Origin of the sequence: Streptomyces sp. NRRL WC-3742 (assembly GCF_000720635.1) — a bacterium.
In the GTDB taxonomy this organism is placed as follows: Bacteria; Actinomycetota; Actinomycetes; order Streptomycetales; family Streptomycetaceae; genus Kitasatospora.
On sequence record NZ_JOCF01000012.1, the window covers coordinates 21,564 to 44,364 of the forward strand.

Below are 22,801 nucleotides of genomic sequence, written 5' to 3' on the forward strand. Positions count from 1 at the left end.
CGTCAGACGGCTGACGGGTCCGATCGCAGCACTACTACAGGCGGAACAAGCGGAGCATTTGGTGGCCACGGACTACTACGCGGTACTCGGCGTCCGACGGGATGCGGGGCAGGACGAGATCAAGAAGGCGTTCCGGCGCCTGGCACGCGAACTGCACCCGGACGTCAACCCGGACCCGAAGACGCAGGAGCGGTTCAAGGAGATCAACGCCGCCTACGAGGTGCTCTCCGACCCGCAGAAGCGCCAGGTCTACGACCTCGGCGGGGACCCGCTGTCCCCGGGCGGCGGCGGCGCGGGCTTCGGCGCGGGCGCGGCGGGCTTCGGCTTCTCCGACATCATGGACGCCTTCTTCGGCGCCGCGGCGGGCCAGCGCGGCCCGCGCTCGCGCACCCGCCGGGGCCAGGACGCCATGATCCGGCTGGAGATCACCCTGGAGGAGGCCGCGTTCGGCACCACCAAGGAGCTCCAGGTCGACACGGCCGTCACCTGCACCACGTGCAGCGGCGAGGGCGCGGCCCCCGGCACCTCGGCGCAGACCTGTGACATGTGTCGCGGCAAGGGCGAGGTCTCGCAGGTCACCCGGTCCTTCCTGGGCCAGGTCATGACCTCCCGCCCCTGCCCGCAGTGCCAGGGCTTCGGCACGGTCGTGCCGACCCCGTGCCCGGAGTGCGCCGGCGACGGCCGCGTGCGCGCCCGGCGCACCCTGACCGTCAAGATCCCCGCCGGTGTCGACAACGGCACCCGCATCCAGCTGGCCGGCGAGGGCGAGGTCGGCCCCGGCGGAGGCCCGGCCGGTGACCTGTACGTCGAGATCGCCGAGACCACCCACACGGTGTTCCAGCGGCGCGGCGACGACCTGCACTGCACCGTCACCATCCCGATGACGGCCGCCTCCCTGGGCACCCAGGTGCCGCTGCAGACCCTGGACGGGCTGGAGGAGGTCGACATCCGGCCCGGCACCCAGTCCGGCCAGTCGATCCCGCTGCACGGGCGGGGCATCACCCACCTGCGCGGCGGCGGCCGGGGCGACCTGATAGTGCACGTCGAGGTGCAGACGCCCACCAAGCTCGACCCCGAGCAGGAGGACCTGCTGCGCCGCCTCGCGGTGCTGCGCGGCGAGGAGCGGCCCTCCGGGCAGTTCGCGCCGGGCCAGCAGGGGCTGTTCTCGCGCCTCAAGGACGCCTTCAACGGCCGTTAGTCCAGCTGCGTGAGGGGTGCCGGGGAGGGATTCCCCGGCACCCCTTCCGTGTCCCCACCCATCCGGAGGTACCCCCGCCATGACCGCCCCCGTCTTCGTCGTCGAGACCGAGCGGATCGCCGCCGCCGCGCCCGGCACGCTGGTGCGCCTGGACGGGCCCGAGGGGCGGCACGCGGCGGCGGTCAAGCGGCTGGGCGCCGGTGAGGCGGTCACCCTGGCGGACGGGCTGGGCCTGGGCGTGGACGGCACCGTCGCCGAGGTGCACGGCAAGGACGCGATCGACGTGGCCGTGGCCGCGGTGCGCCGCGAGGAGCGGCCGGCGCCGAGGATCGTCGTCGTCCAGGCGCTGCCCAAGGGGGACCGGGGTGAGCTGGCGGTGGAGACCATGACCGAGGTCGGCGTGGACGCCGTGATCCCCTGGTCGGCCTCGCGCTGCATCACCCAGTGGAAGGGCGAGCGCGGCGCCAAGGCGCTCGCCAAGTGGCGGGCCACCGCCCGGGAGGCGGGCAAGCAGTCCCGCCGGCTGCGCTTCCCCGAGGTGGGGGAGCCGATGACCACCAGGCAGCTGCTGCCCGTCCTGGAGGGGGCCGCGTTCGCCGCGGTGCTGCACGAGGAGGGCGCCGAGCCGCTGGCGCTGGCCGCCCTGCCCGGGAGCGGGGACGTGGTGCTGGTGGTCGGGCCGGAGGGCGGCGTCTCCCCGGAGGAGCTGGCCGCCTTCGCCGAGGCGGGCGCGAAGCCGTACCGGCTGGGGTCCTCCGTCCTGCGTACCTCCACCGCCGGGGTGGCGGCGGGCGCGCTGCTGCTGGGGCGTACCGGCCGCTGGTCGTAAAACCTCCAAACCGAGCTCCTCGGCCCGGGCGGCTGCCTAGGCTGGCCGGGTGACGGACTCCCTGAGCACCCCCGCGGGCGCCTATCCGCGCCACCCCCATCTGCACGGTGACCTGGTCGCCTTCGTCGCCGAGGACGACCTCTGGCTCGCCCCGCTCGACGGCGGCCGGGCCTGGCGGCTGACGGCCGACCACCTGCCGGTCCACCACCCCCGCTTCTCCCCGGACGGGAGCCGTCTGGCCTTCTCCTCCACCCGGGACGGCGCCCCCGAGGTGCACGTGCTGCCGGTGGAGGGCGGGCCCTCGCGGCGGCTCACCCACTGGGGCAGCGACCAGACCCGGGTGCAGGGCTGGACGGCGGACGGCCGCCCGATCGCCAGTACCTCCGCCGGTGAGGCCAGCCTGCGCCGCACCTGGGCGTACGCGGTGCCCCTGGACGGCGGCGAGCCGCAGCGGCTGCCGTACGGGCCGGTCGGCGCCCTGGCCTTCGAGCCCCTTGCCCTCGAGCCCCGTGCCCTCGAGCCGGGGAGCGCAGCGACCGACGACCGGCGCGGGCGCGTGCTGCTGGCCTCCAACAACCGCGAGCCGGCCCACTGGAAGCGCTACCGGGGCGGCCGGGCGGGCAAGCTGTGGCTCGGCGAGGAGGGCGGCGAGTTCGCCCGCGTCCACGAGGGCCTCGACGGGCAGCTCGACTCCCCGATGTGGGTGGGCGGCCGGATCGCGTTCCTCTCCGACCACGAGGGCGTCTCCGAGCTCTGGTCCAGCCTGCCGGACGGCTCCGACCTGCGCCGCCACACCGCCGACCCGGACGGCTTCTACGCCCGCAACGCCACCACCGACGGCACCCGGGTCGTCTTCCACCGGGCCGGCGAGCTCTGGCTGCTGGACGACCTGGACGGCGCCGCCCCGCGCCGCCTGGACCTGCGCCTGGCCGGCCCCCGCACCGGCCGCCGCCGGCGCCCGGTGCCCGCCGCGCACTGGCTGGAGACCGTCTCGCCCGACCGCACCGGCCGCGCCAGCGCCGTCGTGGTGCGCGGCGGCGTCCACTGGCTGACCCACCGCGAGGGCCCGGCCCGGGTGCTGGACGAGACCCCCGGTGTGCGCGGGCGCCTGGCCCGGGTGGTGCCCGGGGAGGACGGCGCCCAGGGAGTGCTGTGGGTCTCCGACGCCGAGGGCGAGGACGCCCTGGAGTTCGCCGCCGCCGTGCAGGGCGCCGAGCGCCGCCGCCTGGCCGCGGGGCAGCTCGGCCGGGTCAACGCGCTGGCCGTCTCCCCGGACGGCAAGCAGGCCGCGATCGGCGTGCACGACGGCCGGGTGCTGCTCGTCGCCCTCGCCGACGGCGCTGTGCACGAGCTGGACCGCAGCCTCGACGGCGAGGTCAACGGCCTGGCCTTCAGCCCGGACTCCGCCTGGCTGGCCTGGTCCCGCCCGGTGCACGGCCTCGGCCCGTACTCGCTGCGCCAGATCGTGCTGGCCAACCTCGCCACCCGCACCGTCAGCGAGGCCACCCAGCAGCGCTTCCACGACTCCTCGCCCGCCTTCACCGCCGACGGCCGCTACCTGGCCTTCCTCTCGATCCGCAACTTCGACCCGGTGTACGACTCCCACGGCTTCGACCTGGCCTTCCCCGGCGGCTGCCGCCCGTACCTGATCACCCTGGCCGCCGACACCCCCTCCCCGTTCGGGCCGCAGCGCTCCGGGCGCCCGCTCGGCGGCGAGGAGGACGAGCCGCGCGCCAAGAAGGCCGACGGCGAGGAGGGTTCGGCCGACAGCGCGCCGGTCACCCGGGTCGACCTGGACGGCATCGTCGACCGGATCGTGCCCTTCCCCGTCGAGGGCGGCCGCTTCGGCCGGCTGCGCGCCGCCAAGGACGGCGTGCTGTGGACCAGGGCCCCGCTGCTCGGCGAACTCGGCGACGACGCGGCCTCCCTGGACGCCGAGCGGCCCCGGCCGGTGCTGGAGCGCTTCGACCTCAAGAAGCGCCGCGTCGAGCAACTCGTCCACGGCCTCGACGACTTCGCGGTCAGCGGGGACGGCGGCAGGGTCGCCGTGGTGGACGAGGGCGAGCTGCGGATCGTCCCCGCCGACCACAAGGCCGGCGGCGAGGACGACGAGACCACCGTCGACCTCGCCCGGCTGCGGGTGAGCGTCGACCCGGGCGCCGAGTGGCGCCAGATGTACGACGAGAACGGCCGCCTGATGCGCGACAACTTCTGGCGCCCCGACCTCGGCGGCGTCGACTGGGCCGGCGTGCTGGAGCGCTACCGGCCGCTGGTCGAGCGGGTCGGCTCCCACGACGAACTCGTCGACCTGCTCTGGGAGGTGCACGGCGAACTCGGCACCTCCCACGCCTACGTGCTCCCGTACGGCCGCTACACCGAACCCGCCCGCCGCCAGGGCCTGTTGGGCGCCGACCTGGTCAAGGACGGCGAGCGGTGGCGGATCGCCCGCATCCTGCCCGGCGAGTCCTCCGACCCCAGGGCCCGCTCGCCGCTGGCCGCGCCCGGCGCCGCGATCCGCCCCGGCGACGCCGTCCTCGCCGTCAACGGCCGCCCGGTGGACCCGGTCACCGGCCCGGCGCCGCTGCTGGCCGGCACCGCCGGGCAGCCCGTCGAGCTGACCGTCGCGGGCAAGGACGGCACCGACCGGCGCCACCCCGTCGTCGTCCCGCTCGCCGACGAGGAGCCGCTGCGCTACCACGACTGGGTGGCCGGGCGCCGCGCCGCCGTGCGCGAGCTGTCCGGCGGGCGGCTCGGCTACCTGCACATCCCCGACATGCAGTCGGCCGGCTGGGCGCAGCTGCACCGCGACCTGACCACCGAGATGGCCCGCGAGGGCCTGATCGTCGACATCCGGGAGAACCGGGGCGGCCACACCTCCCAGCTGGTGATCGAGAAGCTCGCCCGCCGCATCGTCGGCTGGAACGTCGCCCGGGACACCGACCACCCGGTGCCGTACCCGATGGACGCCCCGCGCGGACCGGTGGTCGCCCTCGCCAACGAGTTCTCCGGCTCGGACGGCGACGTCGTCAACGGCGCGATCCAGGCGCTGGGCATCGGACCGGTGGTCGGCACCCGCACCTGGGGCGGGGTGATCGGCATCGACAGCCGCTACCGCCTCGTCGACGGCACCCTCGTGACCCAGCCCAAGTACGCGTTCTGGCTGGAGAACTACGGCTGGGGCCTGGAGAACCACGGCGCCGACCCGGACGTCGAGGTGCCCTTCGCCCCGCACCACTGGGCGGAGGGCTCGGACCCGCAGCTCGCCGAGGGCGTGCGCATCGCCCTCGCGGCGCTGGCCGAGAACCCGGCGCGCAGGGGGCCGGCGCGGCCGGGGGAGTAGGGGAGCAGCGGTGTGAAGGTTCGGCGTGGGAAGCCGGGGACGGTTTCCCACGCCGAACCGCCGTGCGGGCTGTGGGTAGGATGCGGGGCTGTTCTCGATCTTGACCGACCGCTCACGGGGGAGCACATGGCACAGGGCTATCCGCCACCGCAGCAGCAGTACTACGGCCAGCCGCAGCAGCCGCAGCCGCAACAGCCGTACGGCTACGGGCCGAACCCGTACGCCCCGCAGCCCCAGCAGCCGCAGCCGTACCCGCAGCAGCCGCAGCAGCCGTACGGTCAGAACCCGTACCCGCAGCAGCAGTACGCGTACCCGCAGCAGCCCTATCCGCAGCAGCAGTACGCGCAGCCGCAGCAGCCCTACCCGCCGCAGCAGTACGCGGGGCCCGAACGCCCGGAGTGCCCCGAGGAGGCGTACGCCGGGCGGCGCTTCCTGGCGATCGTGCTCGACTTCGCCCTCGCCCTCACCCTCGGCTTCTCCGCCGCCATGGCCACGGAGAAGGCGCGCGAGGCCCACCCGGTCGCGCACGCGGTCGGCCACGCCGCCACCCACCACAGTGGTCTCGGGGTCGTGCCCTTCTGGGCGGCGTTCATCGGCGTCGGCCTGCTCGTCTCCTTCGTCAACCAGGTGCTGCTGGCCCGCCTCACCGGCTTCAGCCTCGGCAAGGGCGTCCTGGCCATGCGGGTGGTCCGCAGCGAGGACGTCTCGCGGCCCCACACCTGGCGGCTGTCCCTGCGGTGGCTGGTCGGCTTCGTCCTCCTGGCGCTCTCCTTCCTGTCCGAGGAGTTCGACCTCTGGGAGGGCGACGTCGTCGGTATGCGCGCGGTGCGCTGGAAGCACCTGCGGGAGTACGAGCAGGCGGTCGCGCGGCTCGGCTAGGCTGCGCCCGTACGGACCACAGGACCCGCTCAACCGAGGAGAGACCGATGGCCGGCGAGCCGCAGTCCGACTGCCTGTTCTGCAAGATCGTGGCGGGCGAGATCCCGGCGACGGTGGTGCGCAAGACCGAACGCGTCCTGGCCTTCCGCGACATCGCCCCCAAGGCGCCCGTGCACGTCCTGGTCATCCCTCACGTCCACTACCCGAACGCCGCCGCCCTGGCCGCCGCCGAGCCCGAGATCGCCGGCGAACTCCTCGCCGAGGCGGGCCGGGTGGCCGAGGACGAGGGCGTCGCGGACTACCGACTGATCTTCAACACCGGTGCGGGCGCCGGGCAGACGGTCTTCCACGCCCATGTGCACGTGCTCGGCGGGACGTCGATGACCGAGCGCATGGTCTGACGTGTCCCAGCGCGAACTCGTCGTCCTCGGCACCGCCAGCCAGGTGCCCACCCGGCACCGCAACCACAACGGCTACCTCCTGCGCTGGGACGGCGAGGGCCTGCTGTTCGACCCCGGCGAGGGCACCCAGCGCCAGATGCTCCACGCCGGGGTCACCGCCACCCAGATCACCCGGATCGCCGTGACCCACTTCCACGGCGACCACTGCCTGGGCCTCGCGGGGGTGATCCAGCGGATCAACCTGGACCGCGTCCCCCACCCGGTGGACGTCTACTTCCCGGCCTCCGGCGAGGTCTACTTCGAGCGGCTGCGCCACGCCACCGCCTACCACGAGACCGCCGTGCTGCGCCCCCGCCCGATCGACGACCCCGGCCCGCTGCCCGCCCCCGGCGCCCGCTTCGCCCTGGACGCGATCCGGCTCGACCACCCCGTGGAGTCCTTCGGCTACCGCCTCACCGAGCCCGACGGGCGCCGCCTGGTGCCCGAGCGGCTCGCCGCGTACGGCGTGCGCGGGCCGGCCGTGGGGCGCCTGCAGCACGAGGGCTCCGTCGAGGTGGACGGCCGCACCGTCACCCTCGCCGAGGTCAGCGAGCCGCGCCCCGGCCAGAAGTTCGCCTTCGTGATGGACACCCGGCTCTGCGAGGGCGTCCACGAGCTCGCGCGGGACGCCGACCTGCTGGTGGTCGAGGCGACCTTCACCGACGCCGACGCCCGCCTCGCCGAGGACCACGGCCACCTCACCGCCGGGCAGGCCGCCAAGGTCGCCGCCGAGGCCGGGGCCCGCACCCTGGTGCTGACCCACTTCTCCCAGCGCTACCCCGACCTCGGCCAGCACCTGGCCGACGCCCGCAAGCACTTCGACGGGGACCTGGTCCTCGCCGAGGACCTCGTCCGGGTGCCCGTCCCGGCCCGCCGGCACGCGTGAACGGCCGGGAAAAGCGCTCGCGTCGCCGCGCGATCTGCCGGAGCATCTTCGCGTGCGGCCCCGCCGCCCGCCGCGGCGAGATCGCCCGCGGCGTACCCTGGTGCCCCGGAGAGACCGAGCGGCACACGAGACCACGGATTGGGATGAGGCAGGCCCCAGGGCCGACCCATGAGTGACACATCGCAGACCCGTACCAACGGACGGTCGCGTCCCGAGCCGGCCGACGACGGCCGCGTCAGCGCCCGGTTCGTCATCCCCGAGAAGCACCCGATGGTCACCCTGCTCGGCACCGCGGACTCGCTGCTGCGCGTGATCGAGCAGGGCTTCCCCACCGCCGACATCCACGTCCGCGGCAACGAGGTGACCGCCACCGGGGACCGCGCCGACGTCGCGCTCGTCCAGAAGCTCTTCAACGAGATGATGCTGGTGCTGCGCACCGGCCAGCCCCTGACGGAGGACTCCGTGGAGCGATCCATCGCCATGCTCCGCAGCCAGGAGCAGGACCCGGACAGCCCGGCGCCGTCCGAGGTGTTCACCGCGAACATCCTCTCCAACCGCGGCCGCACGATCCGCCCCAAGACGCTCAACCAGCAGCGCTACGTCGACGCGATCGACAAGCACACGATCACCTTCGGGCTCGGCCCGGCGGGCACCGGCAAGACCTACCTCGCGATGGCCAAGGCCGTCCAGGCCCTCCAGGCCAAGGAGGTCAACCGGATCATCCTGACCCGCCCCGCGGTCGAGGCCGGCGAGCGGCTGGGCTTCCTGCCCGGCACCCTCTTCGAGAAGATCGACCCGTACCTGCGCCCGCTCTACGACGCGCTGCACGACATGATGGACCCGGACTCCATCCCGCGCCTGATGGCGGCCGGCACCATCGAGGTCGCCCCGCTCGCCTACATGCGCGGCCGCACCCTCAACGACGCCTTCATCATCCTCGACGAGGCCCAGAACACCTCGCCCGAGCAGATGAAGATGTTCCTGACCCGCCTCGGGTTCAACTCCCGGGTGGTCGTCACCGGCGACACCAGCCAGATCGACCTCCCGGGCGGCACCCGCAGCGGACTCAAGGTCGTCCAGGAGATCCTGGCCGACGTGCCCGACATCCACTTCTCCGTCCTCACCAGCACCGACGTGGTCCGCCACAAGCTGGTCGGCCGGATCGTGGACGCGTACGAGCGCTGGGACGCGCTGCAGGAGGCCGAGCAGAGCGCTCCGGCCGACCGCAAGCCCGCCCAGCGGCGCCCCGGCAAGACCGCCGCGGCGCGCGCACCCCGACAGTCCCATCGCACCGAAAGCTGAGTAACCAGCCCGTCATGTCGATCGACATCGCCAACGAGTCCGGCTGGGAGGCCGACGAGGAATCCATCCTCGACGTCGCCCGCTTCGCCCTCGACAGGATGCGGATCCACCCGCAGTCCGAGCTGTCCGTGATCCTGCTGGACGCCGCGGCGATGGAGGAGCTGCACATCCAGTGGATGGACCTGCCCGGGCCCACCGACGTGATGTCCTTCCCGATGGACGAGCTGCGCCCCGGCAAGGAGGACGAGGAGCTGCCCCAGGGCCTGCTCGGCGACATCGTCCTGTGCCCCGAGGTCGCCCAGCAGCAGGGCAAGGCGGCCCCCTCCCAGCACTCGATGGACGAGGAGCTCCAGCTGCTCACCGTCCACGGCGTGCTGCACGTCCTCGGTTACGACCACGAGGAGCCGGAGGAAGAGGAGGAGATGTTCGCCCTCCAGAAGCGCATCCTCGACGACTGGCGGGCCGGGCGCGGCCTCGGGGGCATCTCGCCCGCCCCCACCACCCACTGAGCGCGGGGCCCGAACCCCTGTGAGCGGTGAGAGTACGAGCTACGTCCTCGGTGCCGTGGCCCTCGTCGTGCTCGGCTGGCTGGCCGCGTGCGCCGAGGCGGGCATCTCCCGGGTCTCCCGGTTCCGGGCGGAGGAGGCGGTGCGCAGCGGCCGGCGGGGTTCCGACCGGCTGCTGGCCGTCGCCTCCGACCCGTTCCGCTACCTCAACCTGGCCACCCTGATCCGGGTGGCCAGCGAGATGGCGGCGGCCGTGCTGGTCACGGCCGTGTGCGTGCGCAACCTGCACCCGACCTGGCAGGCCGTGCTGCTGGCCTTCGTGGTGATGGTGCTGGTGTCCTTCGTGGCGGTGGGCGTCTCGCCCCGCACGATCGGCCGCCAGCACCCGCTGTCCACGGCGACGGCGGCCTCCTTCGTACTGCTGCCGCTGGCGGCGGTGCTGGGGCCCATCCCGCGGCTGCTGATCCTGCTCGGCAACGCCCTGACCCCCGGCAAGGGGTACCGGGAGGGGCCGTTCGCCTCGGAGGCGGAGCTGCGGGCGCTGGTGGACCTCGCCGAGAAGGACGACCTGATCGAGGACGAGGAGCGCCGGATGGTGCACTCCGTCTTCGAGCTGGGCGACACCATCGTGCGCGAGGTGATGGTGCCCCGCACCGACCTGGTGATGATCGAGCGGCACAAGACCGTGCGCCAGGCGCTGACCCTGGCGCTGCGCTCGGGCTTCTCGCGCATCCCGGTGGTCGGGGACAGCGAGGACGACGTGGTCGGCATCGTCTACCTCAAGGACCTGGTGCGGCGCACCCACATCAACCGGGACGCCGAGTCGGAGGAGGTGGGCGCGGTGATGCGCCCGGCCGTCTTCGTCCCGGACTCCAAGGCGGCGGGCGACCTGCTGCGCGAGATGCAGCAGCGCCGCTCGCACGTGGCGATCGTGATCGACGAGTACGGCGGCACGGCCGGCCTGGTGACGATCGAGGACGTCCTGGAGGAGATCGTCGGCGAGATCACCGACGAGTACGACCGGGAGATCGCCCCGGTCGAGGACCTGGGCGACGGCTCGTACCGGATCACCGCCCGCCTCCTGGTGGAGGACCTGGGCGACCTGTTCGGCATCGAGCTGGAGGACGAGGACGTGGAGACGGTGGGCGGCCTGCTGGCCAAGCACCTGGGCCGCGTGCCGATCCCCGGTTCCGCCTGCGAGATCCCGCTGCCCGAGCCCGTCGAGGGCGGCCTGACCGGCATCCTGCTGACCGCCGAGTCCTCGGCGGGGCGCCGCAACCGCATCGGCTCCATGGTCGCCACCCCCGTCCGCGAGGGCGACCGCCCCGCGCCCGACCCGGGCGAGTAGCGGGCGAGTAGCGGGGTGGTCGCGGGCGAGCGACCATGGAGGGCATGACGCACAAACTTCGCGCGGAGTACGGCCCGCAGGGGGCGGCCGGCGGAGTCACGTCCTGGCACGTGGTGCGGGACGAGGACCTGTCGACGGCGCTCTGCGGCCGGACCATGCCCGACGAGGCCGAGACCCGGCCCGAGGAGGAGTGGGGTACCGGGCTGCGCTGCTGCCAGCAGTGCGGTTCGCTCTACATGCACGAGACGCCGCACATGCACAAGGCCCATCCCTACAGCTAGGGCTGCGGGCCTGTGGAGGTCGCGATGAAGCTGCAAGACGAACTGCCCACGGTCGACCGCCGACTCGCCCTGGTGTGGCGGGTCGGGGCGGCGCTCGGGGGGATCTTCCTGATCGTGTTCGGGATCCTGGGGCTGGCCGACCACCCCGGTTTCCTGGCCACCCACGGCGACCGGGTCGCCGGACTGTCGACCAACGGGGCGCTGAGCGTCCTGTCCATCGTGGCGGGAGCGGTCCTGCTGCTGGGAGCGGTGATCGGCGGGAACTTCGCGTCCAACCTGAACCTGGTGGTCGGGGTGCTGTTCGTCCTGTCCGGCTTCTACGGACTGACGGTGCTGGGGCGCCCGGACGCCAACATCCTCAACTTCCGGATGTCGAACGTGCTGTTCGCGTTCGTCTTCGGGATCGTCGTGACCACCTTCGGGATGTACGGCAGGGTGAGCAGCCACCTGCCGCACGACAACCCGTTCTGGCGGAAGCGGATCGGGAGCGAGGAGCCGCTGCCCTCCGGTTCGGCGAAGACCTTCGTCAAGGTCCTGCACCCGAATCCGGGGCGGACCCACCCGGTCGGCCACTGAGGAGAGGGCCGCCTATGCTCGGCGGCATGAGTGACATCGTCGAGCTGGACCCCGAGGACAAGAAGATCATCACCCTGGCCCGCTCGGCCCGCGCCCGCAACGGCGTGGCCGAGGGGGCCGCGGTGCGTGACGAGACGGGCCGCACGTACGTGGCCGGGACGGTCGCGCTGGAGTCGCTGAAGCTGAGCGCGCTGCAGACCGCGGTGGCGATGGCGGTGGCCAGCGGCGCGAAGTCGCTGGAGGCGGCGGCCGTGGTGAGCGAGGCGGGGGAGCCGGCCGAGGCGGACCTCGCGGCCGTACGGGACCTGGGCGGGGCCGGGACTCCGGTGCTGCTGGCGGGCCCGGACGGGGCGCTGCGGGTGGCGGCCGAGGCGCGCTGACTCGGGAGCCGGGCCTTGCCCTCATGGGCTCAGCCGATAATCTCACTGGGGGAGCGGGACCGGTGAAGGGGCTGGGGACATGGGGGCGTTGGCGTTCTTCGCCGGGCTGGTGCTGTGGGTCATGGGCCTGGGCAAGTGGCAGGAGACCGGCTCGCCGCTCTGGCTCTGGGGCTCGTTCGGATTCCTGGTCCTGCTGATCGTGTTCTCCCTGATCCGCACCGACGGCGGCAAGGGCTGACCACGCGGCTGACCACCCCCGGACGGCGGTGGGCGGGCCCCTGGGCGGCGCGGCTCCCGTGATCAGGGAGAATGGAGCCCATGAATGCCCCTTCCTCCTTCCGCTCCGGCTTCGCGTGCTTCGTCGGCCGGCCCAACGCGGGCAAGTCGACCCTGACCAACGCCCTGGTGGGGACGAAGGTCGCGATCACCTCCGACCGACCGCAGACCACCCGGCACACCGTGCGCGGCATCGTGCACCGCCCCGACGCCCAGCTCGTGCTGGTCGACACCCCGGGCCTGCACAAGCCCCGCACCCTCCTCGGCGAGCGCCTCAACGACCTGGTCCGCAGCACCTGGGCGGAGGTCGACGTGATCGGCTTCTGCCTGCCCGCCGACCAGAAGCTCGGCCCCGGCGACAAGTTCATCGCCAAGGAGATCGCCGGGATCAAGAAGACCCCCAAGGTCGCCATCGTCACCAAGACCGACCTGGTCGACTCCAAGCGCCTGGCCGAGCAGCTGATCGCGATCCACCAGCTCGGCCTGGAACTCGGCTTCGAGTGGGCCGAGATCATCCCGGTCTCCGCCGTCGGCGACAAGCAGGTCGACCTGGTGGCGGACCTGCTCACCAAGCTGCTGCCGGAGGGCGACCAGCTCTACCCGGACGGCGACCTCACCGACGAGCCCGAGCAGATCATGGTCGCCGAGCTCATCCGCGAGGCCGCCCTGGAGGGCGTGCGCGACGAACTGCCGCACTCCCTGGCCGTGGTGGTCGAGGAGATGCTCCCGCGCGAGGGCCGCCCGGCGGACCGCCCGCTGCTGGACATCCACGCCAACGTCTACATCGAGCGGCAGAGCCAGAAGGCGATCGTCATCGGCGCCAAGGGCTCGAGGCTCAAGCACGTCGGCACCACCGCCCGCAAGCACATCGAGGCGCTGCTGGGCACCCCGGTCTACCTGGACCTGCACGTCAAGGTGGCCAAGGACTGGCAGCGGGACCCGAAGCAGCTGCGCAAGCTCGGCTTCTGACCCCAACTCCCTGGTGCCGTACGGGGGTCAGGCACCCTCGCGCAGCACCAGGGAGACCAGCTCGCGCTGGGAGTCGCTGAGCTTCGGGTCGGCGCAGTGGACCGTCCGGCCGTCGACGGTGATCTCGTAGTGGAACCCGTCCGGCACGCCGTACGAGGGCGCCCGCAGCCCGCCGGCGACGGCCTCGCGGGCGAGGGCGTGGACGTGCGGGGCGTCCGTGCGGTCGGCGGTGTCGAGCTCCGCGTGTCGGACGATGCCGGCGAGGCCGCCGGTCCGGGTCACCTGGATACGCATGGTGTCCATGGTGCTACGCAGGGGATGGGTTCGCCGGACCTTTCCCGGACCGTGACCTTGAGCGGCGATCGAGGCGGACTCAGGCGGAGCTCACCCCCACCTGGGCCCAGGCGGCCGTCACCGTGTCGGCCACCGAGGGCTCGGTGGCGTAGCGGGCCTTCGCGGCGGCCACGGTGGCGCGGGCGAAGGCGGTGAAGTCGGCGTCGGCGGGCAGCCGGCGGCCGGTGAGGGCGTCGTACCAGATCCGCCCGGCGCGCTCCCAGGCCCGGCCGCCGAGGGCGGTGGCCAGCAGGTAGAACGCGTGGTTGGGGATGCCGGAGTTGATGTGCACCCCGCCCTGGTCGTCGGCGGTGTGGACGTAGTCGCGCAGGTGCGCGGGCTGGGGGTCCTTGCCGAGCCGGGGGTCGTCGTACGCGGTGCCGGGGGCCTTCATCGAGCGCAGCGCGACGCCCTGGACGCCGGGGGCGAGCAGCCCGGCGCCGATCAGCCAGTCCGCGGCGTCGGCGTCCTGGTGCAGCGCGTACTGCTTGACGAGGGAGCCGAAGACGTCGGAGAGGGACTCGTTGAGAGCCCCGGGCTGGTCGTGGTACTCCAGGCCGGCGGTGAACTGGGTGACGCCGTGGGTGAGTTCGTGCCCGATGACGTCCACGCAGGCGGTGAAGTCGCCGAAGATCTCGCCGTCGCCGTCGCCGAAGACCATCTGGTGGCCGTTCCAGAAGGCGTTGTCGTAGTTGCGGCCGTAGTGGACGCTGGCGTCCAGCCGCAGGCCCTGGTCGTCGATCGAGCGGCGCCCGTACGCCTCGGAGAAGAGGGCGAAGGTGGCGCCGAGGCCGTCGTAGGCGTGGTTGACGGACTCGTCGGCGACCGGCGGCCGGCCCTCGGTGCGCACGGTGCGCCCGGGCAGGTGCTGGAGGTGGCCGGAGTCGCAGATGACCCGGTTGAGGTCCGGGCCGGCGGCGACGGCCGGGAGAGGGGCGAGCCGGGCAGCGCGGTGCGCGGCGTCGAGGGCGAGGGAGTGGACGGCGGGCTCGTGACCGGCCTCGGCGAGGCGGTCCAGGACGTACGGCGGGACGATCGCGCAGAGCGGCACTCCTGCAGTCATGTGGCCCAGGGTGAGGCTTGGATGACCGGTTGTCACCACCTTTGGCATGACCGGAAGGCGTCTCAAGGGGTGGAACGGTAGCCCGGATCACTTCGGGGGCGCGCGGGCCTGGGTTACGCTGGGCCCCATCATGCGCAACGGGCTGCTTCTTCTTAGCTGCCGCGTCGAGGGCCTGTAGTCCCACAGGGGCCGGCTCCCTCGCCGCGGGGTACGAGCTGTGCGCGCACATCGGCGATCCAACGGCGGATCGCGAGCGGCACCGCTGAGGCCGGCCAATCGGTGTAGACCACCCCGACCGCCCGCACCACGCATCCACAGGAAGCCGAGAGTCACCTCCATGACCGAGCAGACCTCCGCCGCGTCCGTCCCCGCCGCCCGGGCCTTCGTCGACAGGCCCACCCCGATCACCGTCGCCACCGCGCGGCAGCGGCCCTCCGGAATGCGGCACGGGCGCTACCTGCCCTTCGGCACCGTCGACCTGCCGGACCGCACCTGGCCGGGCAAGGTCATCACCAAGGCGCCGCGCTGGCTCTCCACCGACCTGCGGGACGGCAACCAGGCGCTGATCGACCCGATGTCCCCGGCCCGCAAGCGCAAGATGTTCGACCTGCTGGTGGCCATGGGCTACAAGGAGATCGAGGTCGGCTTCCCCTCCTCGGGCGCCACCGACCACGCCTTCGTCCGCTCCCTGATCGAGGAGGGGGCGATCCCGGAGGACGTCACCATCTCGGTGCTCACCCAGGCCCGCGAGGAACTGATCGAGAAGACGGTGGAGTCGCTGGTCGGCGCCCCGCGCGCGACCGTCCACCTGTACAACGCGACCGCGCCGCTGTTCCGCCGGGTGGTGTTCCGCAACGACAGGGAAGCCACCAAGGCGATCGCCGTGGACGGCACCCGGCTGGTGATGGAGTACGCGGAGAAGCTGCTGGGCGAGGACACCGTCTTCGGCTACCAGTACTCGCCGGAGATCTTCGTCGACACCGAGCTGGACTTCGCCCTGGAGGTCTGCGAGGCGGTCATGGACGTCTGGCAGCCCGGCGAGGGCCGCGAGATCATCCTGAACCTGCCCGCCACCATCGAGCGGGCCACCCCCAACGTCCAGGCCGACCAGTTCGAGTGGATGTCGCGCAACCTGTCGCGCCGCGAGTTCGTCTGCCTGTCCGTGCACCCGCACAACGACCGGGGCACGGCCGTCGCCTCCGCCGAACTGGCGTACATGGCGGGCGCGGACCGCATCGAGGGCTGTCTGTTCGGGCAGGGCGAGCGCACCGGCAACGTCGACCTGGTGACCCTGGGGATGAACCTGTTCTCCCAGGGCGTCGACCCGCAGATCGACTTCTCCGACATCGACGAGGTGCGCCGCACCGCCGAGTACTGCAACCAGATGGAGGTCCACCCGCGCCACCCGTACGCGGGCGACCTGGTCTACACCTCCTTCTCCGGCTCGCACCAGGACGCGATCAAGAAGGGCTTCGACGCCCTGGAGGCGGACGCGAAGGCCGCCGGAGTGCCGGTGGAGGAGCACACCTGGGGCGTGCCGTACCTGCCGATCGACCCCAAGGACGTCGGCCGCACCTACGAGGCCGTCATCCGCGTCAACAGCCAGTCCGGCAAGGGCGGTGTGGCGTACGTCCTCAAGAACGACCACAAGCTGGACCTGCCGCGCCGGATGCAGATCGAGTTCTCCCGCATCATCCAGGCCAAGACCGACGCCGAGGGCGGCGAGGTCACCCCGGCCGAGATCTGGCGGGTCTTCGAGGACGAGTACCTGCCCACCACCGGCAACCCCTGGGGCCGCATCTCGCTGGCCGGCTCGCGCACCCTGACCACCGAGGACGGCCGGGACGCACTGGCCGCCGAGGCCGTGGTGGACGGCGTGCCGGTGCGCCTGAGCGGTACGGGCAACGGCCCGGTCTCCGCCTTCGCCGACGCCCTGTCCCGCATCGGCGTGGACGTACGCGTCCTGGACTACGCCGAGCACGCGCTGAGCGAGGGCGGCGACGCCCAGGCGGCCGCGTACGTGGAGTGCGCGGTGGACGGCAAGGTGCTGTGGGGCGTGGGCATCGACGGCAACACCGTGCTGGCCTCGCTGAAGGCGATGATCAGCGCCGTCAACAGGGCGCAGCGCGCCTAACTCGTACGGGTGGTAGACGAAGGGCCGTCCTGCGGGACGGCCCTTCGGCGTGTGTACGGTGCTCTGTGGCCTGCGCCACATTTTTTCGAATCGGAAGACGTTCCAGGTACTGACACGTGCCGGTAACCGTGGCAACATCGATCCACCGGAAAGCCGGGTCGGTGGGACGGCCTCGGTGTCCGGTCGCGCGACCTGCCCGTCGTCGAGCAGGAGCGCCTGCCATGTCTGGGGAGTGGCGCCGTGACCAGGTTGTGGGGTGTTCGCCCGAAGTGGCGGACTGACGTTCTCGGTGACTTCTTCTGCCCGGGCTGCGGCGGGGACCGCAACTACCGCCGGCAGTCCGGCCGGCGGTGGCTGCGGTTGCTCGGCGCCCCGGTGGTCCCGCTCGGCCCGGTGATCGCCGGCGTGCAGTGCACCGGCTGCCTCGGCCGCTTCGGGACCGAGAGCCTGGAACTGCCCACCAGCGTGCGCCTCGGCGCGATGCTGCGGGACGCCCAGTACACCGTCGCGCTGGCGATGCTCGCCGCCGGCGGCACCGCCAGCCGCGCGGCCCGCGAGTCGGCCTGCACGGCGGTGCGCGAGGCCGGCTTCGAGGACTGCGGCGAGGCCCAGGTGCTGGCGGCGCTCGCCGCCCTCTCGGGCCTGGGCGGCGAACTGCACGACGCGCACGGCATGTCCGGCGGCCTCGCGGTCGAACTGCACGCCGTCCTCCAGCCGATCGCCCCGCACCTGGCGCAGCAGGGCCGGGAGCGCCTCGTCCTCCAGGGCGCGGCGATCGCGCTCTCCGACGGGCGCTACCTGCCGCAGGAGCGCGACGCGCTGGACGCGGTCGGGCGCTGCCTGGACGTGCCGCAGGAGCGGGTCACGGTGCTGCTGGAGGCGGCCACGCGGGCGCTGAACTAGCCGGTCCCGCCTGCCGCCTTCGAACCTTCCGGACCTGCCGAACCTTCCGGACCTGCCGAACCTTCCGGACCTGCTGAACCTGCCGAACCTGCCGAACCTTCCGAATCCCCCACAAACGGGCCCGGCCACCCCCCTCCCGGGCCCGCCGTGACCCGCACCGCAGTGGTCCTCCCCCACGGCCCCCGGTGCGGGCAACACGGCTGTCCGCACCCTGGTGTCCTCCCTCTGGGGGACAATGGCTGGCATGAGTCTTTTCCGGGACGACGGCGTCGTGTTGCGGGCGCAGAAGCTCGGCGAGGCCGATCGGATCATCACCCTGCTGACCCGCCACCACGGCAAGGTCCGGGCGGTGGCGCGCGGGGTGCGCAAGACCAAGTCCAAGTTCGGCGCCCGCCTGGAGCCGTTCTCCCACGTGGACGTGCAGTTCTTCAGCCGGGGCAGCGAACTCGTCGGCCGGGGCCTGCCGCTGTGCACCCAGGTGGAGACCATCGCCCCGTACGGCGGCTCGATCGTCACCGACTACGGCCGCTACACCGCCGGCACCGCGATGCTGGAGACGGCCGAGCGCTTCGCCGAGAACGAGGGCGAGCCGGCCGTGCAGCAGTACCTGCTGCTGGTGGGCGGGCTGCGCACGCTGGCCGCCGGGCTGCACGAGTCGCACCTGGTGCTGGACGCCTTCCTGCTGCGCTCGCTCGCGGTCAACGGGTACGGCGCGAGCTTCACCGACTGCGCCAAGTGCGGCCTGGGCGGGCCGAACCGTTTCTTCTCGCTCCCCGCAGGTGGGGTGCTCTGCGCGGACTGCCGAGTGCCGGGATGTGCCGTACCCTCCCCTGAGACACTGGTACTGCTCGGGGCGCTGTTGTCAGGGGACTGGCGGACGGCCGATTCCTGCGAGCCCCGGTACTGGCGGGAGGGCAGCGGCCTGGTCGCTGCCTATCTCCAGTGGCACCTGGAGCGGGGCATCCGCTCGATGAGATACGTGGAGAAGTGAGCACATGGCAGCGCGACGGCTCTTCGGCGGTGGCAAGAAGCGAGCCTACGACCCCCCGACCCCGCATCCCAGCGGCGCACAGCCCCCGAAGATCCCCGGCGAGCTGGTGCCCCAGCACGTCGCGATCGTGATGGACGGCAACGGCCGCTGGGCCAAGGAGCGCGGGCTGCCGCGCACCGAGGGCCACAAGGTCGGCGAGTCCGTCGTGCTGGACGTCCTCGCGGGCGCCATCGAGCTCGGCGTGAAGAACATCTCGCTGTACGCCTTCTCCACCGAGAACTGGAAGCGTTCGCCCGACGAGGTGAAGTTCCTGATGAACTTCAACCGGGACGTCATCGCCCGCCGCCGCGACGAGATGGACGCCATCGGCGTGCGCATCCGCTGGGCCGGCCGGATGCCCAAGCTGTGGAAGAGCGTCGTCCAGGAGCTCCAGGTCGCCGAGGAGCAGACCAAGGACAACGACGCCGTCACCCTCTACATGTGCGTCAACTACGGCGGCCGGGCCGAACTCACCGACGCCGCCCAGGCGATCGCGCGGGAGGTCGCGGCCGGCCGGCTCGACCCGAAGAAGGTCAACGAGAAGACCATCGCCAAGTACATGTACCACCCGGACATGCCGGACGTGGACCTGTTCCTGCGCCCCAGCGGCGAGCAGCGCACCTCCAACTTCCTTCTCTGGCAGTCCGCTTACGCCGAGTTCGTGTTCCAGGACGTGCTCTGGCCGGACTTCGACCGCCGCGACCTGTGGCGCGCCTGCGAGCAGTACGCGCGGCGCGACCGGCGCTTCGGCGGGGCGATCCCGAACGAGGTCCCGGAGGTTCCGGCCCAGCGTTGACGCCGCCCGGGTACGGCGAAGGGCCCGCAGGATCGCTCCTGCGGGCCCTTCGCCGTACCCGGGTCCGTACCGGCTGCCCCGGCGCGGAGGTCAGGCCGTCTTCGCGCACTCCGCGCAGGTGCCGAAGATCTCCAGCGTGTGCGCGATGTCGCTGAACCCGTGCTCGGCGGCGACGGTGTTGGCCCAGCGCTCCACCGCCGGGCCCTCCACCTCCACCGTGGCGCCGCAGTGGCGGCAGACCAGGTGGTGGTGGTGCCCGCTGCTGCACCGGCGGTAGACGGCCTCGCCGTCCGAGGTGCGCAGCACGTCGACCTCGCCGGCGTCGGCGAGCGACTGGAGGGTGCGGTAGACAGTGGTCAGACCGACGGAGTCACCGCGGTGCTTGAGCAGGTCGTGGAGCTCCTGGGCACTGCGGAAATCCGCGATCTCGTCCAGGGCCGCCGAGACGGCGGCACGCTGCCGGGTCGATCGGGCGCGCGGCGACGGGCCTGCGGTGGTCACCGTGGGTCCTCCTGGGGTGGGGGGCGTCTCGCACCTCATTGTGCCAGCCCCGCCCCCCGCCCCGGGATGGTCGCGTCGGAGGAGCCCTGTGAGGGGAGTGCGACGTCGCAGACCTTCGGCCCCGGGTCGGCGCCCGCGCGGTGCCGGCGCCGGGCGAGCGGCGCCGCGATCGCGCTGAACACGGCGAACACGGCGATGGCGAGCAGCACGATGGCGGGCCCGGAGGGCACGTTGAGGTGGTACGAGCCGGTGACGCCGGCCAGGGCGACGACCACGCCCAGCGCGATCGAGGCGGCCTGGGTGGCGGCGAAGGAGCGGGTGAGCTGCTGGGCGGCCACGACCGGGACGACCATCAGGGCGCTGACCAGCAGCAGGCCCACCACCCGCATCGCCACCGTGACGGTGACGGCGGCCATCACCGCGAGCAGCAGGTTGAGGGTGCGCACCGGCAGTCCGGTGACGCGGGCGAAGTCCTCGTCCTGGCAGATCGCGAACAGCTGGCGGCGCAGACCGACCGTCACGGCGATGACCACGGCGCCGAGGATCGCGATGGTGATCAGGTCCCCGGGGGCGACGGTGAGGATCGAGCCCCACAGGTAACTCTCCAGCGAGCCGGCGCCGGCCTGGGCGGACATCGAGACCAGCAGCTTGCCGCAGGCCATACCGCCGTAGAAGAGCATCGCCAGGGCGATGTCGCCGCGCTGGTTGCCGCGGGAGCGGACCAGCTCCATGGTGACGGCGCCGAGCACGCAGACCAGCACGGCCATCCAGACCGGGCTGGTCTGGAAGATGAAGCCGAGGCCCACGCCCGTCATCGCGACGTGGCCCATGCCGTCGCCCATCAGGGCCTGGCGGCGCTGCACCAGGTAGATGCCGACGGCGGGGGCGGTGATCCCGACCAGGACGGCGGCGAGCAGGGCCCGCTGCATGAAGTCGTAGGAGAGCATCTCGGTCATGCCAGCAGCCTCGGCGGGGTCAGGTCGGCGTGCGGGTGCACGTGGTCGTGGCCGGGCAGCGCGTGCAGACCGGTGTTGGGCACGGGCGGGCCGTCGTGCGCCACGCAGCCGTCCCGCAGGACGACGGCGCGGTCGATCAGCGGCTCCAGCGGCCCGAGTTCGTGCAGGACGAGCAGGACGGCGGCGCCGCGTCCGACCTCGGCGCGCAGGGTGTCGGCGAGCACCTGCTGGCTGGCGGAGTCCACGCCGGCCATCGGCTCGTCCATGATCAGCAGGTCCGGCGAGGCGACCAGGGCGCGGGCGATCAGCACCCGCTGCTGCTGGCCGCCGGACAGGTCGGCGACGCCGTCCCCGGCGCGGTCCAGCATGCCGACGGCGTCCAGCGCGCGGTCCACGGCCTCGCGGTCCCTGCGGCGGAAGGGCAGCAGGCGGTGCTGCGCCAGCCGTCCGGTGGAGACCACCTCGCGGACGGTCGCGGGGACGCCGGAGGCGGCGGTGGTGCGCTGGGGGACGTACCCGATGCGGTGCCAGGCGCGGAAGGAGCGGTACGGCGTGCCGAACAGCTCCAGGCTGCCCTGCTCCAGCGGCACCGAGCCGATGACCGCCTTGACGGTGGTGGACTTGCCGGAGCCGTTGGCGCCGAGCAGGGCGACGACCTCGCCGGGGTGCACGGTGAGGTCGACGCCGCGCAGCACCGGGCGGCCGCCGCGGGCGGCGACGGCGTCGCGGAGGTGGACGGCGGGGGGCTGGGGCAGGGGTATCGGGTCGGTCATGGCGGTGCTTCCCGTCAGCTCGCGGGGGTGGCGGTGGCGCTCGGGTTGGCCGTGGTGCTCGGGTTGGCGCTCGTCGGGGCTCCCAGGGCGGCCTGGAGGTTGGCCAGGTTCTGCTTCATGACGCTCAGGTAGTCGTCCTTGGCCGGGTCCTTGACGCCCTCGAGCGGGTCCAGGACGGCGGTCCTGAGGCCGAGGTCCTTGGCGACGGTGTCGGCGAGCTTGGGGCTGACCAGGGTCTCGAAGAAGATCGTGGTGACGCCGTTGTCCTTGGCGGCCTTCTGCACGTCGGCGAGGCGGGCCGGGGTGGGCTCGGACTCGGGGTCGACGCCGTTGATGGCGACCTGGGTGAGGCCGTAGTGGTCGGCGAGGTAGCCGAAGGCGGCGTGGCTGGTGACGAAGGTCTTGGTCTTGGTGTCCTTCAGGCCGTCGCGGAACTCCTGGTCGAGGGCGCCGAGCTTGGTGACCAGCGCGTCGGTGTTCTTCCGGTACTCGTCGGCGTGGGCCGGGTCGGCCTTGGCGAACTCGTCGCCGACGCTCTTGGCGATGGCCGCGTAGCGGGTCGGGTCGAGCCAGATGTGCGGGTCGCCGGCCGGGCCGTCGTGCTTGTGGCCGTCGCCTTCCTGGCCCGCTTCGGGGAGGTGGTGGTCGACCAGGGGGCTGGCGGCGGTGGCGTCGATCCGGTGCTTGCTGGAGGACTGGTCGACGGCCTGGTCGACGGTGGGCTGGAGGCCCTTGAGGTAGACGATCGCGTCGGCCGTCTGGACGGCGCCGACCTGCTTGGCGGTGAGCTCCAGGTCGTGCGGCTCGACGCCGGGGGCGGTCAGGTCGGTGACCTGGACGTGGTCCCCGCCGATCTGCTGGGCGAGGAACTCCATCGGGTAGAAGGAGGCGACGACCTTGAGCTTGCCGTTCCCGCTGGAGGCGCTGCTGTCCCCGCCGCAGGCGGTCAGGACCAGCGCGCCGGTCACGGCGGTGGCGGCCAGGGCTATGGAGGTGCGGGTCCGGCGTCCAGACTTTCCGATCATCATGACAATCATTCTCAACTTAAGTGGAAATGATTGTCAAATCACTCGATCGGGTGAACGGCAGGTGGCGATGGGTG

24 protein-coding genes are annotated in these 22,801 nt (G+C 72.7%); 18 read left to right on the top strand and 6 right to left on the bottom strand.

Features of this window, described 5'->3' with window-relative positions; translation table 11 throughout:
• Positions 1–61 precede the first annotated feature (61 nt).
• The 14 genes from dnaJ to era all read left to right on the top strand — a co-directional run bounded on the left by dnaJ (position 62) and on the right by era (position 13,210).
• Entirely contained in the window at positions 62–1,198 is a 1,137-nt protein-coding gene (gene dnaJ, locus IH61_RS0109775; protein ID WP_031067888.1) for a molecular chaperone DnaJ, read from the top strand.
• A gap of 79 nt (positions 1,199–1,277) precedes the next feature.
• On the top strand, positions 1,278–2,027 hold the full coding sequence (locus tag IH61_RS0109780; protein WP_031067889.1) for a 16S rRNA (uracil(1498)-N(3))-methyltransferase: 750 nt from the start codon (positions 1,278–1,280) through the stop codon (positions 2,025–2,027).
• 49 nt (positions 2,028–2,076) lie between these two features.
• The gene (locus tag IH61_RS0109785; RefSeq protein WP_234327107.1) at positions 2,077–5,367 is read left to right on the top strand and encodes a S41 family peptidase; all 3,291 of its coding nucleotides are present in this window, start codon (positions 2,077–2,079) and stop codon (positions 5,365–5,367) included.
• 126 nt (positions 5,368–5,493) lie between these two features.
• Positions 5,494–6,246 (top strand): RDD family protein, encoded by a 753-nt coding sequence (locus IH61_RS42740; protein WP_031067892.1) that lies wholly within the window; start codon positions 5,494–5,496, stop codon positions 6,244–6,246.
• 47 nt (positions 6,247–6,293) lie between these two features.
• Complete coding sequence (locus IH61_RS0109795; protein WP_031067894.1) at positions 6,294–6,647, top strand: histidine triad nucleotide-binding protein; 354 nt, start codon at positions 6,294–6,296, stop codon at positions 6,645–6,647.
• Position 6,648: 1 nt separating this feature from the next.
• Positions 6,649–7,572 (top strand): ribonuclease Z, encoded by a 924-nt coding sequence (locus tag IH61_RS0109800; protein ID WP_031067896.1) that lies wholly within the window; start codon positions 6,649–6,651, stop codon positions 7,570–7,572.
• Positions 7,573–7,842: 270 nt separating this feature from the next.
• A complete protein-coding gene (locus IH61_RS0109805; RefSeq protein ID WP_234327112.1) occupies positions 7,843–8,874 on the top strand; it encodes a PhoH family protein in 1,032 nt (343 codons plus the stop codon).
• 14 nt (positions 8,875–8,888) lie between these two features.
• A complete protein-coding gene (gene ybeY / locus IH61_RS0109810; protein ID WP_031067899.1) occupies positions 8,889–9,383 on the top strand; it encodes an rRNA maturation RNase YbeY in 495 nt (164 codons plus the stop codon).
• Positions 9,384–9,402: 19 nt separating this feature from the next.
• Positions 9,403–10,728 carry a hemolysin family protein gene (locus tag IH61_RS0109815; protein ID WP_031067900.1) on the top strand — a complete coding sequence of 442 codons (1,326 nt, stop codon included), beginning with the start codon at positions 9,403–9,405 and terminating at the stop codon, positions 10,726–10,728.
• Between the two features lie 44 nt (positions 10,729–10,772).
• The gene (locus IH61_RS0109820) at positions 10,773–11,009 is read left to right on the top strand and encodes a hypothetical protein (RefSeq protein WP_031067902.1); all 237 of its coding nucleotides are present in this window, start codon (positions 10,773–10,775) and stop codon (positions 11,007–11,009) included.
• 24 nt (positions 11,010–11,033) lie between these two features.
• On the top strand, positions 11,034–11,585 hold the full coding sequence (locus IH61_RS0109825) for a DUF4383 domain-containing protein (protein ID WP_031067903.1): 552 nt from the start codon (positions 11,034–11,036) through the stop codon (positions 11,583–11,585).
• A gap of 26 nt (positions 11,586–11,611) precedes the next feature.
• Positions 11,612–11,965 (top strand): cytidine deaminase, encoded by a 354-nt coding sequence (locus IH61_RS0109830; RefSeq protein WP_037972191.1) that lies wholly within the window; start codon positions 11,612–11,614, stop codon positions 11,963–11,965.
• A 79-nt stretch (positions 11,966–12,044) separates the two neighbouring features.
• Complete coding sequence (locus IH61_RS46880; RefSeq protein ID WP_158844863.1) at positions 12,045–12,203, top strand: hypothetical protein; 159 nt, start codon at positions 12,045–12,047, stop codon at positions 12,201–12,203.
• A gap of 80 nt (positions 12,204–12,283) precedes the next feature.
• On the top strand, positions 12,284–13,210 hold the full coding sequence (gene era / locus IH61_RS0109840; protein WP_107057094.1) for a GTPase Era: 927 nt from the start codon (positions 12,284–12,286) through the stop codon (positions 13,208–13,210).
• Between the two features lie 27 nt (positions 13,211–13,237).
• Here the strand turns inward: era and IH61_RS0109845 are convergent, their stop codons facing one another.
• Both IH61_RS0109845 and IH61_RS0109850 read right to left on the bottom strand, forming a co-directional pair.
• A complete protein-coding gene (locus tag IH61_RS0109845) occupies positions 13,238–13,504 on the bottom strand; it encodes a protealysin inhibitor emfourin (RefSeq protein ID WP_031067909.1) in 267 nt (88 codons plus the stop codon).
• 79 nt (positions 13,505–13,583) lie between these two features.
• Positions 13,584–14,606, bottom strand: coding sequence for a M4 family metallopeptidase (locus tag IH61_RS0109850; protein ID WP_031067911.1), 1,023 nt, complete (start codon positions 14,604–14,606; stop codon positions 13,584–13,586).
• 337 nt (positions 14,607–14,943) lie between these two features.
• Between IH61_RS0109850 and leuA the strand changes: the two genes are divergently transcribed.
• From leuA to IH61_RS0109870, 4 genes are all read left to right on the top strand, one after another.
• Positions 14,944–16,740 (top strand): 2-isopropylmalate synthase, encoded by a 1,797-nt coding sequence (gene leuA / locus IH61_RS0109855; RefSeq protein ID WP_031067913.1) that lies wholly within the window; start codon positions 14,944–14,946, stop codon positions 16,738–16,740.
• Between the two features lie 240 nt (positions 16,741–16,980).
• Positions 16,981–17,643 (top strand): TerB family tellurite resistance protein, encoded by a 663-nt coding sequence (locus tag IH61_RS0109860; RefSeq protein ID WP_078910975.1) that lies wholly within the window; start codon positions 16,981–16,983, stop codon positions 17,641–17,643.
• 244 nt (positions 17,644–17,887) lie between these two features.
• Positions 17,888–18,634 carry a DNA repair protein RecO gene (recO, locus tag IH61_RS0109865; protein WP_031067916.1) on the top strand — a complete coding sequence of 249 codons (747 nt, stop codon included), beginning with the start codon at positions 17,888–17,890 and terminating at the stop codon, positions 18,632–18,634.
• Positions 18,635–18,638: 4 nt separating this feature from the next.
• Complete coding sequence (locus IH61_RS0109870) at positions 18,639–19,469, top strand: isoprenyl transferase (RefSeq protein WP_031067918.1); 831 nt, start codon at positions 18,639–18,641, stop codon at positions 19,467–19,469.
• A gap of 90 nt (positions 19,470–19,559) precedes the next feature.
• On the opposite strand, the gene IH61_RS0109875 is transcribed toward IH61_RS0109870, so the two are convergent.
• Genes IH61_RS0109875 through IH61_RS0109890 form a run of 4 tightly spaced genes read right to left on the bottom strand, consistent with a single transcriptional unit; the run spans position 19,560 to position 22,736 of the window.
• Entirely contained in the window at positions 19,560–19,970 is a 411-nt protein-coding gene (locus IH61_RS0109875; RefSeq protein ID WP_031067920.1) for a Fur family transcriptional regulator, read from the bottom strand.
• 35 nt (positions 19,971–20,005) lie between these two features.
• Entirely contained in the window at positions 20,006–20,926 is a 921-nt protein-coding gene (locus IH61_RS0109880; protein ID WP_031067921.1) for a metal ABC transporter permease, read from the bottom strand.
• On the bottom strand, positions 20,923–21,699 hold the full coding sequence (locus IH61_RS0109885) for a metal ABC transporter ATP-binding protein (protein ID WP_031067923.1): 777 nt from the start codon (positions 21,697–21,699) through the stop codon (positions 20,923–20,925). The genes IH61_RS0109880 and IH61_RS0109885 overlap by 4 nt, the downstream gene beginning before the upstream one ends.
• Before the next feature lie 14 nt (positions 21,700–21,713).
• Positions 21,714–22,736, bottom strand: a complete 1,023-nt coding sequence (locus tag IH61_RS0109890) for a metal ABC transporter substrate-binding protein (protein WP_107057095.1) — start codon at positions 22,734–22,736, stop codon at positions 21,714–21,716.
• Positions 22,737–22,801: the final 65 nt, after the last annotated feature.